Source organism: Plantactinospora sp. ZYX-F-223 (genome assembly GCF_039649625.1).
In the GTDB taxonomy this organism is placed as follows: Bacteria; Actinomycetota; Actinomycetes; order Mycobacteriales; family Micromonosporaceae; genus Plantactinospora.
This window is the reverse complement of record NZ_JBDJAV010000096.1, coordinates 1-14,263: the sequence shown is the minus strand read 5'-3', so window position 1 is coordinate 14,263 and position 14,263 is coordinate 1. Positions and strand designations below refer to the sequence as shown.

12 protein-coding genes and 1 tRNA gene are annotated in these 14,263 nt (G+C 73.0%); 8 read left to right on the top strand and 5 right to left on the bottom strand.

Annotated features, from left to right (window positions below; translation table 11 throughout):
• Positions 1–80: 80 nt before the first annotated feature.
• The 4 genes from AAH979_RS41565 (at position 81) to AAH979_RS41550 (ending at position 3,051) form a co-directional block, all read left to right on the top strand.
• Positions 81–153, top strand: a tRNA-Lys gene (locus AAH979_RS41565).
• Positions 154–255: 102 nt separating this feature from the next.
• Positions 256–1,857 (top strand): sensor histidine kinase, encoded by a 1,602-nt coding sequence (locus AAH979_RS41560; protein ID WP_346263616.1) that lies wholly within the window; start codon positions 256–258, stop codon positions 1,855–1,857.
• The gene (locus AAH979_RS41555) at positions 1,848–2,495 is read left to right on the top strand and encodes a response regulator transcription factor (RefSeq protein WP_346263615.1); all 648 of its coding nucleotides are present in this window, start codon (positions 1,848–1,850) and stop codon (positions 2,493–2,495) included. The genes AAH979_RS41560 and AAH979_RS41555 overlap by 10 nt, the downstream gene beginning before the upstream one ends.
• 154 nt (positions 2,496–2,649) lie before the next feature.
• Positions 2,650–3,051 (top strand): hypothetical protein, encoded by a 402-nt coding sequence (locus AAH979_RS41550; protein WP_346263614.1) that lies wholly within the window; start codon positions 2,650–2,652, stop codon positions 3,049–3,051.
• 55 nt (positions 3,052–3,106) lie between these two features.
• Here the strand turns inward: AAH979_RS41550 and AAH979_RS41545 are convergent, their stop codons facing one another.
• The 5 genes from AAH979_RS41545 to AAH979_RS41525 all read right to left on the bottom strand — a co-directional run bounded on the left by AAH979_RS41545 (position 3,107) and on the right by AAH979_RS41525 (position 9,091).
• The gene (locus AAH979_RS41545) at positions 3,107–5,209 is read right to left on the bottom strand and encodes a xanthine dehydrogenase family protein molybdopterin-binding subunit (protein ID WP_346263613.1); all 2,103 of its coding nucleotides are present in this window, start codon (positions 5,207–5,209) and stop codon (positions 3,107–3,109) included.
• Positions 5,206–6,228, bottom strand: a complete 1,023-nt coding sequence (locus tag AAH979_RS41540; RefSeq protein WP_346263612.1) for a xanthine dehydrogenase family protein subunit M — start codon at positions 6,226–6,228, stop codon at positions 5,206–5,208. Before AAH979_RS41540 ends, AAH979_RS41545 begins: the two co-directional genes overlap by 4 nt.
• Positions 6,225–6,788, bottom strand: coding sequence for a 2Fe-2S iron-sulfur cluster-binding protein (locus tag AAH979_RS41535; protein WP_346263611.1), 564 nt, complete (start codon positions 6,786–6,788; stop codon positions 6,225–6,227). The genes AAH979_RS41540 and AAH979_RS41535 overlap by 4 nt, the downstream gene beginning before the upstream one ends.
• 64 nt (positions 6,789–6,852) lie before the next feature.
• The gene (locus AAH979_RS41530; RefSeq protein ID WP_346263610.1) at positions 6,853–8,229 is read right to left on the bottom strand and encodes a hypothetical protein; all 1,377 of its coding nucleotides are present in this window, start codon (positions 8,227–8,229) and stop codon (positions 6,853–6,855) included.
• Positions 8,230–8,371: 142 nt separating this feature from the next.
• Entirely contained in the window at positions 8,372–9,091 is a 720-nt protein-coding gene (locus tag AAH979_RS41525) for a protein phosphatase 2C domain-containing protein (protein WP_346263609.1), read from the bottom strand.
• A 64-nt stretch (positions 9,092–9,155) separates the two neighbouring features.
• On the opposite strand from AAH979_RS41525, the gene AAH979_RS41520 reads away from it, so the two are divergent.
• From AAH979_RS41520 to AAH979_RS41505, 4 genes are all read left to right on the top strand, one after another.
• Positions 9,156–10,175 (top strand): AAA family ATPase, encoded by a 1,020-nt coding sequence (locus AAH979_RS41520; RefSeq protein ID WP_346263608.1) that lies wholly within the window; start codon positions 9,156–9,158, stop codon positions 10,173–10,175.
• A gap of 342 nt (positions 10,176–10,517) precedes the next feature.
• A complete protein-coding gene (locus AAH979_RS41515; RefSeq protein ID WP_346263607.1) occupies positions 10,518–12,350 on the top strand; it encodes an SCO2524 family protein in 1,833 nt (610 codons plus the stop codon).
• 1 nt (position 12,351) lies between these two features.
• Positions 12,352–13,269 carry an SCO2523 family variant P-loop protein gene (locus AAH979_RS41510; protein WP_318402143.1) on the top strand — a complete coding sequence of 306 codons (918 nt, stop codon included), beginning with the start codon at positions 12,352–12,354 and terminating at the stop codon, positions 13,267–13,269.
• A complete protein-coding gene (locus tag AAH979_RS41505; protein WP_346263606.1) occupies positions 13,269–14,228 on the top strand; it encodes an SCO2522 family protein in 960 nt (319 codons plus the stop codon). The genes AAH979_RS41510 and AAH979_RS41505 overlap by 1 nt, the downstream gene beginning before the upstream one ends.
• Positions 14,229–14,263 lie beyond the last annotated feature (35 nt).

The following is a 14,263-nucleotide window of genomic DNA, read 5'->3' as shown; positions in this document are numbered from 1 at the left end:
CCGGTGCCGGGCCGGGCGGCCCGCCGGCCGGTTATCCCCGGGGCAGACCGGGCACCGTCCGGTACTCTGTACGGGCTAGCGGGCTGTTAGCTCAACCGGCAGAGCAGCGGACTTTTAATCCGCGGGTTCTGGGTTCGAATCCCAGGCGGCCCACCGCAGACGACCTGGACCTGCCCCTTCGACCGGTGACCGGTACCGTCGAGGTACGGCAACACCGGGTCCGGAGGTAGTGCGCTGCTGGCGGTCGCGATCGGCGTGGGCCTGAGCTTCGTGGTGGCGGGCCTGGTCGGCTGGCGGGCACGTCCGGGCAACCGGACCGGTCCGCTGCTGGTCGCCGTCGGCCTGGCGTGGTGGCTCGCCAAGCTTCCCGTTCCGCTGTCGCTGCCCGACGGCCTGGCCGTGGTACGCGCCGGACTCTGGGCCGCCGTGCTGGCCCACCTGGTGGTGGCCTTCCCGTCCGGGCGGCTGGCGACGTCGGCACCGCGCCTGGTGGTGGGGTTGACCTATCTGGGCGTCGCCGTGGTCGGTACGTTGACCGCGCTGCGAACCGGGTCCGCGAGCGGCGCGGCCGGGCCGACCGGCGGGGCCGAGTTGGCCGGTACGGCCGAGCCGGCCGGCGGTGCGGGCGGGATCGCCGTCGTCGCGGTACTGCTGGGCGGCTCGGCCGTGGTCGGCCTGCAACTCCTGCGCTGGCGCCGGAGCAGCACCACCCGACGCCGCTACCTCAACCCGATGTTCGGCACCGCCGTGCTGGCGGTGGCGATGTTCGTGGTGGTGAAGCCGGCGACGATCGCCGGCCGGGACGTCGCGGTACTCACCGTCGGGCTGCACCTCGGGTTGCTGGCGGTGCCGCTGGGATACCTGGCCGGACTGCTGCGTCGTCGCGTCGACCGGGGTGGGGTGGCGGACCTGGTCGTCCGGCTGCACGCCGCACCGCGTACCGGGGGCATCGCGGAGACGCTGTCCCGGGCCCTGCACGATCCGACCCTGCGGATCGGCTACTGGGCACCGGAGTCCGGCCGCTACGTCGACATCGAGGGCCGTACGGTGACGCCGCCGGCGGAGGCGGCGACGGACCGGGCGGTCACCCGGATCGACCGTGCCGGGGAGCCGGTCGCGATACTCGTGCACGACCGGGCGTTGACGGAGGAGCCGGAGTTGATCGAGGCCACCTGTGCGGCGGCGGGGCTGGCGCTGGAGAACGAGCGGCTCACCGCCGACCTGCGGGCCCGGGTCCGGCAACTCGCCGACTCCCGGCTGGCGCTGCTGCGTGCGGGCGAGGCGGAACGGCGCCGGCTGGAGCGGGACCTGCACGACGGCGTACAGCAACGGTTGCTGGCGATCCCGCTGACGCTGGGGCTGGCCGGGGCGGCGCTGTCCACCGACCCGGAGCGGGCCGCCGGGCTGATCGCCGAGGCGCGCAGCGGGACGCTGGCGATCCTGGCCGAGCTGCGGGCGCTGACCCAGGGACTGCATCCACCGCTGCTGACCGAGCGCGGCCTGGCCGGTGCGGTACGCGAGCTGGCGGCACTCTCGCCGGTACCGCTGCGGCTGCCGGACGACATTCCCGACCGGTTGCCGGCAGAGGTGGAGACGACCGCCTACTACGTGGTCGCCGAGGCGCTGGCGAACATCACCAAGCACGCGGCCGCGGCAACGGCCGAGCTGCGGATCGGGCGGCGCGACGGGCGGCTGGTGCTGGAGATCGGGGACGACGGCCGGGGCGGCGCGGATCCGGCGAGCGGGTCCGGGCTGCGCGGGCTGGCCGACCGGGTCGCCGTCGTCGGCGGCTCCTTCGAGCTGGCGAGCCCGGCCGGCGGCGGTACCCGGATCCGGGCGGTGCTGCCGTGCGGGTAGCGCTGGCCGAGGACAACACGCTGCTGCGGGAGGGGCTGGTCCGGCTGCTCACCGAGGCGGGTTTCACCGTGGTCTGCGGTGTCGAAGACGCGACCGCGCTGCTGGCCGAGGTGGCGAGGCACCGACCGGAGGTGGCCATCGTCGACATCCGGCTGCCGCCGACGCGTACCGACGAGGGGTTGCGGGCGGCCCGGGAGATCCGGCGCCGCCATCCGGCGACCGGGGTGCTGGTGCTCTCGCAGTACGTCCGGGTCAGCTACACCGTGGAACTGCTCGACGGCGGTGCGCGCGGAGTCGGCTACCTGCTCAAGGACCGGGTCTCCGACCTTGCGGAGTTCGCGGCGGCGGTCCGGCGGGTCGGCGCCGGCGGCACGGCGTTCGACCCGGTCGTCATCGACCAGCTCGTCGGGCGGCGGGACCGCGACGACGATCCGCTGCGCGGGCTGAGTGACCGGGAGCGGGGCGTCCTCGCCCTGATGGCCGAGGGGCGGACCAACCAGGCGATCGCGGAACGGCTCGACATCGCCGAGCGGACCGTGGAGAAGCACTGTACGAACATCTTCGCCAAGCTGGCCCTGCCCGCCTCGCCCGACGACCACCGCCGGGTACTCGCCGTGCTGCGCTATCTCAACGGCTGACCGCGCGTCCGCCCCGCCGTCACGCCCGGCCGAGGTACGGGTAGCCGCACCAGCCGGGTACGGCCGGCCCGGTGCGCAGGGCGTACTGGCTCGCTTCCGCCGGCCGCCGCGCGGGCCGCAGACTCGTCGCCATCGGTTAAGGATTCCGGAGGGGATGACGATGGCTGGTCCGCTTGTCGGAAGACTGGACACGGTGACGGTGGCCCGGGGCGCCGCCGCCGCGTTGACGGCGGTGATGGTCTGGTATTTCGCGACCTCGGACGCGCTCCGGTCGGACAACCCGTTCCTGGTACCCGACCTGCTGGTGCTGGTCTTCGCGCTGGGGTCGTCGCTGCTGCCCCGCCGGGCGGCCGTACCAGCGATGATCTTCACGTTCGGCTGGGCGGCGGGCGTCTTCACCACGTCGCTGTTCCACTACGTGGTCCGGGGTGAGTTTCCGGTGGACCACATCTTCCTGATCCTGCCCGCCCTGGTGATGGCGGTGCTGCTCGGCCGGCTCGCGGCGGGGCGGGTCCCGGTGCCGGAGCGCCCCCGGCCGGCACCCGCGCGGGTCTGACCGGAGCGGCCCGCCCGGGTCCGGCCGCCGCCGCTTCCGGGCACCGCGCGCACCGTCAGCCGAGGGGCAGCCGGTCCACCAGCTTGTCGAGCTGGATCGGCAGGGTACGCAGCCGCAGCCCGGTCGCGTGGTGCACCGCGTTGGCGACGGCCGCCGCCGAGCCGACGATGCCGATCTCGCCCAGCCCCTTGATGCCGAGCGGGTTCCCCCGGTCCTCGTCCGGCACCCAGTACGCCTCGATCCGCTCCACGTCCGCGCAGGCGGTGACGTGGTACGTGGCCAGGTCCCGGTTAACCCAGTCGCCGAACCGCTGGTCGAGCAGCCCCTCCTCGTGCAGGGCCATGGAGATCCCCATGGTCATCCCGCCGATCAACTGGGACCGGGCGGCGGTCGGGTTCACCACCCGGCCGACGGCGAAGACCCCGAGCATCCGGGGGACCCGGATCTCGCCGGAGTCGACGTTCACCCGGGCCTCGACGAAGTGCGCGCCGAAGGCGTACCGGGGGGCGCGGGGGAGTGCGGCGGTCTCCTCGGCGGTGTCGACCCGCACCGAGAGGCCGTCGGGCGGGGCGCTGCCGCCGTACCGCTCGTCGAGCCGTCGGCGCAGGCCCCGGCAGGCCCGGTCCACCGCCAGGCCCCAGCCGGCGGTGCCGGTCGAGCCGCCGGCGACGTACGCCGGGGGAAGGTCGCTGTCCCCGATGCTGATCGCGACCCGGTCGCCGGGCACCCCGAGGGCGTCCACGGCGATCTGCCACAGCGCGGTCCGGGCGCCGGTACCGATGTCGGTGGCGTTGATCCGCACCTGGTACGTCCCGTCCGGGCCGGCCGCCGCCTCGGCGGACGCGCCCGGGGTCCGGGCCGGATAGATCGCGCTGGCCATGCCGGTGCCGACCAGCCACCGGCCCTGCCGGCGTACCCCTGCAGCGGGATCGCGGTCCGCCCAGCCGAACCGCCGGGCCCCGTCCCGGAGGCAGGCCGCCAGGTTGCGGCTGCTGAACGGGACACCCTCCTCCGGATCGACCTCGGTGTCGTTGCGCAGCCGCAGCTCGACCGGGTCGACCCCGCAGGCCACCGCCAGCTCGTCCATCGCACACTCCAGCGCGAACGATCCCGGGCACTCGCCGGGGGCGCGCATCCAGGACGGCGTCGGTACGTCCAGCCGGGCCAGCCGGTGCGTCGTCCGGCGGTGCGGTGCCGCGTACAGCGCCCGGGTGAGTACGGCGGTCTGCTCGGCGAACTCGATGCTGGTGGAGCTCTGGCTGATCGCGTCGTGGCAGATCGCCGCGAGCCGGCCGTCGGCGTCGGCGCCGAGCCGGATCCGCTGGATGACCGGGGTGCGGTAGCCGACCGGGCCGAAGATCTGCTGCCGGGTCAGGGCCAGTCGCACCGGCCGGCCGACCTGCCGGGCCGCCATCGCGGCCAGCACCGGCGTGCACCGGGGCGAGCCCTTGCTGCCGAAGCCGCCGCCGACGTGCTCGGCGGCGACCCGGACCGTCTCGGCGGGCAGCTCGAAGAGCCGGCCGAGGGCTGCCTGGACGTCCGTGCTGCCCTGGCTGGAGTCGTGCACCAGCAGCCGGCCGTCCGCCCAGGAGGCCGTCGCGGCGTGCGGCTCCATCGGGTTGTTGTGGTACGCCGGCGTCCGGTACGTCTGGTCGAGCCGCACCTCCGCCGCCTGGTAGCCGCTGTCGAAGTCGCCCACCCAGGTGTCGGTGGGGTACGCCGGGTTGACGTGGTCCGGCTTGTAGAGGCTCGGATGCCGCTCGGTCAGCACGCTGCTGTGCGGTTCGGTGTCGTAGTCGATCCGGACCAGTTGGGCACCCTCCCGGGCCGCCTCCAGCGACTCGGCCACCACCACCGCCACGATCTCGCCCCGGTAGCGCACCCGGGGCTGCTGGAGCAGCAGCAGTTCCGGGCTCTGCGCCGGGTTCAGCCGGGGCGCCGTCTCGTAGGTCAGCACCGCCAGCACCCCTGGCTCGCGCATCGCCGCCGTGGTGTCGATCCGGATGATCCGTCCCTTTGCCACGCTGGACTGCACCGCCCAGCCGTACGCCAGCCCGTCCGCCGGGTGCTCCACCGCGTACCGGGCGGTGCCGGTGACCTTCTCCCGGCCCTCCAGCCGGGGGTGCGCCCGGCCGACGGCGGCGGCCGGCGCGCTCACCGGTGCACCTCGGCCGACCCGCTCGCCGGGTCCGCGGGTTGCTCGACCAGCTCCGCCAGGGTCCGCACGGTCAGGTTGCGGATAAGCGGGACCTTGAAGGCGTTGTGCGCCAGCGGCCGGGCGGCGGCGAGTTCCTCCTCGGCGGCGAGCCGGAAGGTCTCCTCGGTCGCCGGCTGCCCGCGCAGCGCCGCCTCGGCCAGCCGGGGCCGCCAGGGCCGGTGCGCGACCGCGCCCCAGCCCAGCCGGACGTCCCGGACCAGCCTCCCGTCCAGGTCGATCGCCGCCGCGACCGAGCCGGCGGCGAAGGCGAACGAGGCCCGGTCCCGCGCCTTCCGGTACGCCGAGCGGCGCGCGAACGGCAGCGCCGGGATCCGTACCGCGGTGACCAGCCCGCCAGCGGCCAGGGTGGTCTCCAGGTCCGGCCGCTCGCCGGGCAGCCGGTGGAACTCGGCCAGCGGGATGTCCCGGGCGCCGCCCGGCTCCAGCACCTCGACCACGGCGTCGAGGGCGACCAGCGCGACCGCCATGTCCGAGGGGTGGGTGGCGACGCACTGCGGTGACCAGCCGAGGATGGCGAGTTCCCGGTTCTGCCCCTCCAGCGCCGAGCAGCCGGCCCCGGGCTCGCGCTTGTTGCACGGCCGGCTGACGTCCTGGAAGTAGTAGCAGCGGGTGCGTTGCAGCAGGTTGCCGCCGACGGTCGCCATGTTGCGCAGCTGCCCGCTCGCCCCGGCCAGCAGCGCTCGGGCCAGCATCGGGAAGTCCCGCCGGACCGTCGGGTGCGCGGCCAGGTCGCTGTTGCGGACCGTGGCGCCGATCCGGAGCCCGCCGTCCGGCAGCGACTCGACCGAGTCCAGCGGCAGCCGGGTGACGTCGACCAGCAGCCCGGGCCGGGCCACCCCCAGCTTCATCAGGTCGACCAGGTTCGTGCCCCCGCCGAGGTAGGCCGCGTCCGGTTCGCCGGCCACCAGCGCCACCGCCCGGCCCGGGTCGGTGCTCCGCTCGTACCGGAAGCTCCTCATCGGACGCCCTCGGCCGCCGCGGCCTCCCGGATCGCCGAGACGATGTGCGGGTACGCCGCGCAGCGGCAGATGTTGCCGCTCATCCGTTCCCGGATCTCCGGGTCGGTGAGTCCGTCCGGGCCGGCGGCCAGGTCGGCGGTGACCTCGCTCGGCCAGCCCCGGCGTACCTCGTCGAGCATGCCGAGGGCGGAGCAGAGCTGGCCGGAGGTGCAGTAACCGCACTGGAAGGCGTCGTGCTGGACGAAGCAGCTCTGCAACGGGTGCAGTTGCCCGTCCTCGGCCAGTCCCTCCACGCTGACCAGGTCGGCGCCGTCCGCGGCGACGGCGAAGACCAGGCAGCTCTTCACCCGCCGGCCGTCGAGCAGCACCGTGCAGGAGCCGCACTGGCCGTGGTCGCAGCCCTTCTTCGCGCCGATCAGCCCCAGGTGTTCGCGGAGCGTGTCGAGCAGGGTGGTCCGGTTGTCGAGGTCGAGTTCGTGCGGTCTGCCGTTGACGGAGAGCCGTACCGGCGACCGGTGCGGCGGCTCGGGAAGGTCGGTACCCGGACTGGTTTGCACCATATGTCGAGATTACCGAGCGGGGCTGCCGGCGCGGGACCAATGAACCTTTTCCGGTGGCTGCCGCTCACTCGGCCCGAGTCGGCTGCGGCGGGAACCGCCAGACCCGTACATCGCCGAACTGGGTGCGGCAGGCGAACACCCCGGTCGCCACCCGGCAGTAGGAGAGCGCGAAGGGCAGCGGGTCCAGCGGGCGGACCGCCGTACCCTCCGGATCGAGCAGGCCCAGCCAGGTGCGGAGGCCGCTGCGGGTCCGGCGCAGCAGCAGCAGTGGACCGGTCGGGGAGAAACCGTTGGCCTCGGTCCACCCGGTCAGGTCCAGCACGGTACGCCCGGTGCGCGGGTCCAGCGCCCGGCGGACGGTGCCGTCCAGGCCGTACTCCACGAGGTGGACGCCGTGCGGGGTCAGCCACGCCTGATCGGTGAACCGCCACACGGTGTCGCCGGTGACCGGATCGAGCCCCTCGACGGCCATCGGGTCGTGGCGGTCCAGGCACAGCATCGGTCCGCACACGTTGACGGACCCCTGGTCCGCCGGCATGGCCCGGATCCATCGACGCTGCCGGAGATCTGCCGAATAGACGGCGACGTGCGACTCGAACCGCACCAGCAGCGAGTCGCCGGTCACCTCCGCGTACCGGGGCGGGCTGGCCGCCGAGTCGAGCCGCTGAAGGACCGCTCCGGTGCGGAGGTCGCGCAGTTCGAGCCGGCCGTCCCGGTGCCCGGTCAGCAGGGCGGTGGGCCGCCCGGCGGCGGCCGGCACGGTGGCGATGCCGGCGACCAGCGGGGAGGTCCACAGGTCCCGGCCGGTGTCGAGGTCGATCACCCGGCCGGTCTCCCCGAGCGACGGCGCCGTGTACATGCCGCCACCCCCGGACCCGCGGTAGATCGGGGTGGTCACCGGCGGCGGGTTGTCGGGATCGACCCGTGAGCCCGGCGGGAAGACCTCCTCGACGGCCAGCGCGACCCGCACCTCGGGCAGCACGGTCAGGTGGGACTGCACCGACAGGCGCGTCTGCCCGGTGTCGGCATCCAGGACGACGGTCTGGAAGGGGCGGTTCTGCGGCCGACCCTCCTCCACCACCATCAGCAGCCCGCCGTGTGGATAGAGCCCCACCTGCTGCTCGATCCGGTACGTGCCGCTCCAGAGCTGCCGCCCCCGCCCCAGGTCGTACGCGCTGACCCGGTGCGCGCCGCCGCCGAGCGGCTCGGTGACGAAGAGCCGGTCACCGGACAGGGTGAAGTCGCCGCCGCCGTCCAGCGGCGCCCGGTAGAACTCGGTCAGCAGCGGCGCCACGGGTGGCGCCGCACCGCCCGCGCCGAGCACCAGCGCACCGGCCAGCACCAGTGCGGTCGACCGGAGCCGCCGCCGGCGCAACCGGCGGGGCGGAACCGGGCCGGCCGGCGCGTCGTAGCGCTCCTCGCCGAGGTCGATCACGGCCACCGTGCCGCCCCCTCCCGCCCGGGCCGATCGCGGCCGGGTCGGCCATGTGATGGGGCAATTATTCAACCTGAACGGTGCGGCGCGGGCACTCCCGACTTCCACCCGTGGCCGCGACGGACCGCGAGGGGAGGTCGAAGAGGGCTCACTCGGCGGTCACGTCCGCCACCACCAGCGTCACGTTGTCCGGGGCACCCGCCTGGTGGGCGAGCTTGACCAACTGTCGCGCGCACTCCTCGCGGTCGGGGAAGCCGGCCAGCGTCGCGGCGATGGCGTCGTCGTCGACCACGTCGGAGAGGCCGTCGCTGCACAGCAGCAGCCGGTCGTCCGGCTGGGCGATGAGCGTGACGGTGGCCGGTTCGAGGTGGCCGCCCTGCACTATCCGGGTGACCAGGGACCGCTGCGGGTGCCGCCGAGCCTCCTCCGGAGTCAACCCACCCTGGTCGACGAGCGCCTGTACGAAGGTGTCGTCCCTGGTGAGCTGTGCCAGCCTGCCGGCTCGCAGCAGATAGCCCCGGGAGTCGCCGACGTGCGCGACCGCGAGCCGGCGGCCGGCGAGCAGCATCGCGGTGATCGTGGTGCCCATCCCCTCGGTGGCCTGGTCGGCGACGGTCACCGCACGGATCTGGGCGTTGGCCGCACCGATCGCGTCCAGCAGGGCCGCCACGGGTTCCGCGTCGGGCGTGGACCGCTCCACCGGGGCCAGGCTGCTGATCGCGATCTCGCTGGCCACCTCGCCGGCCGGCGCGCCACCCATGCCGTCGGCGACGGCGATCAGGCGGTTCCCGGCGAACGCCACGTCCTCGTTGTTCGGCCGGACCAGGCCAGGGTCGCTGACGGCCAGGCTGCGCAGGACAAAGGTCATACCGTGCAGCTTGCCCCGAGATCCACGGCAAAGTCACTACGCAGTACTGCGTAGGGTTGGACGAATGATGCCGGTCTCCATGGTCGGACGTGCCGGCGAACTGGCCGAGTTCGCCGCCGCCTGGGCCACGGTCGCCGGTGGCTCTCCCCGGGCCGGCTGCGTGGTGGTCACCGGCGCCGCCGGGGTGGGCAAGAGCCTGCTGATCAGCGCCGCCCTCGACGGCCTCTCGCCCCGACCGGTGACCATCCTCACCGGTACCGCCCGGGTGCACACCCCGGCCCCGTACGACTGGCTCGCCGCCGCGCTCAGCGGTCGGGACACCAGCGAGCTGCCGCTGCCGCCGGACGCGCTGGCCTGGCTGGCCCAGCATCCGAACGCGCCCCGGGAGCGGTACGCCCCGGACGCTCTGTTGCGCCTAGCGGTACGCACCGTACGGGCCCTGGTCGGTGCCGGGCCGGCGGTACTGGTGGTGGAGGATCTGCACGCGCTCGACCCGGCCAGCCTCAACCTGGTCGGCGAGCTGGCCACCGCACCGGATCTGCCGGCCCTGCTGCTGGTGGGCAGCCGGCCACCGGAGGAGGCGGTGTCGCCCCGACTGGTCGCGGCCACCCTGGCCCGGCTCTCCGGAGCGCCGGGTGCGATCCGGCAGCATCTCGGCCCGCTGGGCCGGCCGGAGGTGGCCGCCGTGCTCGGTCAGGTCTACCCCGGACTGCCGGTGCCGCCGGCCGTTGTCGAAGCGCTGTGGCGGCGTACCGGCGGCAACCCGTACCGGCTGGTGGAACTGCTGGTCGCGGAGCGGGGGCGGCGACCCGAGGAACTCGTCGCCGAGCCGGTGAACCTGCGGCTGCTCGTCGAACCGCCACCGGCGCCGACCGCCGAGCTGACCGGCCGGGAGATCGAGGTGCTGTCCTGTCTGGCCGCCGGCATGTCCAACAAGCAGGTGGCCCGCTCGCTCGGCATCTCGGTACGGACGGTCACCGTGCACGTCTCCAACCTGCTCCGCAAGACCGGCTCGGCGTCGCGTACCGAGGCGGCGCTCTGGGCGGTACGCCAGCAGCTCACCGACCCGGCCCGGCACGGCTGAGCCGGCCCGCGGCGCCCCGGTTCGCCGGACGACGTTCCTGGTGGGCGGCTCGCCGAGGTGTTCCGCCCGCCTTGACGCGTACGCCATCATTGATGGATAGGCCCGAGATGCGAAGGGGGTGGCCGCGGTGAAACGTGGCACCACTGTGGAGAGGCCGACCAGTGCGGCGTTGACCAGCGTCTTCCTTTGATTCGTGCCCGGTCGTGGAGCCGGGGCTACCGCAGCCGGTCGGTCGCGTCTCTATCATCGAGGCACGTGCGGGAGCCGCGAGGTCTTCCCGACGTACAACATGAGTGCCGCTCGACCTAGCCGGTGTTTTTCGCGGATGGTGGTGCACGATAGATGAGGATCCAGCCCCGTCAGGAGCTACTGGAGATCTGGGCGGCCACCGTCCGGTCGAGCTGGCAGGACGGAAAGTGGCAGTGGGGCGGGCGGGACGGCCCGAACTCGATCAGTGACGCCGAGCAGTTGCTCTGCATCCTGCTGCCGGCCACCCAGGCGGACTTCGGACTTGACCGTCCCGACGAGACCGCCGAGGAAATGATCAGGGCGCTGCGCCCGCTCGGCACCGCCACCCAGATTCCCCGGGTACTGATCCAGGTGCTCACCGAGTATTACCAGCGCTACACCGACAAATCGGGGACGCCGGTCTTCTCCGGCCGGACATATTTCCAGACCGACGGCGGCGAGCCGTCCGAGCAGCAACTCGACCTCGACATCGTCGACTCGTTCGCCATGTCGATCACACTCTCCCTGGCTGCCATCGGTTTCGCCCGGGTCTTCCGCACCGTGGTACGCCGCGAGGAGATCCTCCGGGAGATCGACGAGCTGGAGCACATGGCGAGCGCCCGGCTCTCCGCCGCCATGGTGGGTCTGCTGCGCAGTTTCGCGGTGAACGTCTTCGACGTCGACTCCGACGAGGGCCAGGCGCTGGTCCGTACCCTCAACCAGAGCAACCTGCCGCAGCGGCAGATCGTCGCGCAGTTGCGCCGCCGGCTGCGGCAGACCATCGCGAGCTTCCGCGAGGTCATGATCGGTTCCGGCCAGGTGGCCGACCTGGACAGTCCGAACCGGCTCTTCGAGTGCGGCTGGTCCTGGGGCATCGTCCGGGAGGCGCCGGAGGTCGAGACGACCGAGTCGGTCGGCCAGCAGCCGTCGGGTGTGGCGCCCGAGGAGCCCTACCTCTACTTCACCGTCATCGCGATCGACGCGATCGAGGAACTCTTCACCGAGCGGACCCGGATCCTCGGCCTGCTCAACGAGGAACAGCAGCGGCTGTCCCGGGCGCTGCAACTGCGGTGGGACCTGACCCGGGGCTACTGGGCCACCGTCGCCACCTTCGGCGACGGCCACCGCTGGCCGCTGGAGGACATCCCCTGGCGGACCACCGACCGGGACGCCACCGACTACTACACCCTGCTGGTGACCTCACTGGCGGTCAAGGGTCTGGTGGTCGAGCGCGGTGCCGACGCCGATCTCAGCCGGGTCGGTGCGGTGCTGGAGGAGTTGGCCAACCGGGCGCGGATCACCCGCCGGCCGTTCGACCAGGACCCGGCGCTCACGCTGCACTCTCCCGGCGTACGGATGACCCTGCAGAACAGCGACAAGCTCGGCGGGCCGACGCTGCGCTGGGCGGTGACCGAGTTCTCCGCGCTGCTGTTGCAGCGCACCGCGTACATCGCCGGCCTGCTCAGCGATGCCGACCAGCGGGCCAGGATGCTGGAACTCGCCGACCGGGTCTGGGACCATCTGGTGCTCCGCCGTCTCGAACGTGGCGCCGGCCGTAGCCTGTGGGACCAGCCGGCCCGGGTGTTCCAGCAGTTCGACGAATACCACGACGAGCCCTCGTGGTATTACACCGAACGGGTGGTGCAGTCACTGGTCACCACCGTACGCGTGCTGCGTCGGCCGCCGCTGCGCAGCGACCGGCTCACCATGCACGCGCTGGACCTGCTCAACGAGGCCGAGCACCTCTACGACGTGGAGCTGCTGGCCGGCGCGGCGGAGGCGGGTCCGAAGATGCAGCAGACCCTCCAGGTGGTCCGGGTCAACCTGCGGCGGGCCCGGGAGATCGTGCACGAGCGGCCCGGCACGGCGGCGGCGCTGACCAGCTCGGTACTGCGCCGGTTGGACGAGTTGAACGCGGCCCGGCGCGACGTCGCGGAGGCTGGCTGAAATGCTGATCTTCGCGGCCTCCGACAAGGGCGGCACCGGGCGCTCGGTCACCAGCAGCAACATGCTCTACCGGAGCGCGTTGCAGGGCAGCGACGTCTGCTATCTCGACTTCGATTTCGGGTCGCCGACCGCCGGCGCGATTTTCAACATCGACTCCGCCGTGCACGGCACCACCCGCGGCGGGCTGCACGACTATCTGGACGGCGCCCTGGCCGAGCCGCAACGGATCGAGGTGTGGACCGAGTCCGACCGGCCCAGCCTGCGCAACCGGCCGCCCGGCGCGGGCCGGCTGGTGCTGCTGCCCGGCGACAGCGGCGGCGGGGAGTTCCCGGCCACCCGGGAGCGGATCGAGCGCTGCGCCCGGCTCTTCCTGCGGCTGGAGGAGGAGTTCGACCTCAGCCTCGTCGACCTGAGCGCCGGCCGGTCGTACGCCACCCAGATGGTGCTGGCCGCCACCGCCATGCCGGAGTTGAAGTCGGTACGGTCGCGCTGGCTGGTCTTCCACCGCTGGACCCGGCAGCACGTCCTCGCCGCCTCGGGGCTGGTCTACGGCACCCGGGGCATCCTGGACGCCGGCACCCGGGCCGGACACGACTACGAGGACCTGATCAACCGGCTCCGGTTCGTGCGTACCGCCGTGGTCGACCCGGACTCGCCCGAGCTGGAGGGGCTGCGGCCGGCGCAGGTGGCCTGGCTGCGGGAGTGCAACCAGGACCTGCTGGAGCTGGCCAGCAACAACCGGGTGGGCCGGACGATGCTGATCGGCTCCGTGCCGCTCGACCCGGTGCTGCAATGGCGCGAGCAGCTCATCTCCGACAACGACGTGTACGCGCGCAAGATCGCAAACCTGGAGACCGTGGAGGCCTTCTCGGCACTGGCAAAGCTCATCGTCGACGACGCGGCCTGGGAGATGCTGTGATGAGACCGGATGTGACCTTCGAGGAGACGGCGGCCAGACGCAGCGTCGAGTCCGTTCCGCTCTCGCACCTCTCCGTCGAGCTGGGCCACCTCTACATCGAGGAGTTCGCCGGCGGTATCGACCAGCTTCGCCGGCACTTCGCCCGGGTCGCGCCCTGGGCGGCGGCGGCCCGGCAGACCTGCGCCGACCGGATGCCGGGCGGCCGAGCCCGGATCAGCACCTGCTTTCTGATCGACGACTACTTCACCCGGTTCAGTACGCCCCGGGTGGTGATGGAGCAGGTACGCGAGGCCGCGCAGGAGACCGGGCTGGTGATCGACTACTTCGCCCGGGAGGCCGGCTGCGCCCAGGCCGACGACATCCCGCTCGCCGAGCTGGTGCTCACCCAGCTTGTCTCCGATCCGGTCCCGGAGACCACCGGGGACCGCCCGCCGACCTCGGAGACCGGCTGGCTCTGCAACGGCAAGCGGTCGCCGGTCTCCGGCCCCGGTCAGGCGATGAGCGCCGGCCGGGCCTGGCAGCCGCCGGTGCAGAACGCGGCGAACCGGCACTCCATCTTCATGGACGTCGAGCTGTGGGACTACGAGGAAAACGGCCAGCGGCGCTGGTCCTGCCCGTTCCTGGCGGCCGTCTGGCAGCTCATGCGGCTGGGCCTGCTGCGGCACGAGGGCGAGGGCGTGACCAATCCCTACCAGCTTGACGACTGGCCGGACGACTGGGACGAGATGCCGGCGGTGGTCAAGCTCAACCCGCACGCCGCGCCGTTCAGCGCGTACCGGACCTTCTCCGTGCTCGGCTCGCGCTTCCTGCCGATCGAGCACGCCGTCCGGACGATCCTGAGCCAGGTCTCGATCAGCCCGGCGGTGCTGGACCAGATACAGACCCGCAGCCGCAACGAGCACATCGACCTGCCCAAGGACCTGGTCGAGCGGACGGAGTACGTCTTCGTCGGCGACTGACCGCGGAACGCTCACCGCCGTACGTCCGGCAGGTG

Bases quoted from the DNA above. Each gene is read 5' to 3' on its own strand.
- AAH979_RS41550 (WP_346263614.1), top strand. From the start codon at position 2,650: ATGACGATGGCTGGTCCGCTTGTCGGAAGACTGGACACGGTGACGGTG.
- AAH979_RS41540 (WP_346263612.1), bottom strand. From the start codon at position 6,228: ATGAGGAGCTTCCGGTACGAGCGGAGCACCGACCCGGGCCGGGCGGTG.
- AAH979_RS41535 (WP_346263611.1), bottom strand. From the start codon at position 6,788: ATGGTGCAAACCAGTCCGGGTACCGACCTTCCCGAGCCGCCGCACCGG.
- AAH979_RS41525 (WP_346263609.1), bottom strand. From the start codon at position 9,091: ATGACCTTTGTCCTGCGCAGCCTGGCCGTCAGCGACCCTGGCCTGGTC.
- AAH979_RS41520 (WP_346263608.1), top strand. From the start codon at position 9,156: ATGATGCCGGTCTCCATGGTCGGACGTGCCGGCGAACTGGCCGAGTTC.
- AAH979_RS41515 (WP_346263607.1), top strand. From the start codon at position 10,518: ATGAGGATCCAGCCCCGTCAGGAGCTACTGGAGATCTGGGCGGCCACC.
- AAH979_RS41510 (WP_318402143.1), top strand. From the start codon at position 12,352: ATGCTGATCTTCGCGGCCTCCGACAAGGGCGGCACCGGGCGCTCGGTC.
- AAH979_RS41505 (WP_346263606.1), top strand. From the start codon at position 13,269: ATGAGACCGGATGTGACCTTCGAGGAGACGGCGGCCAGACGCAGCGTC.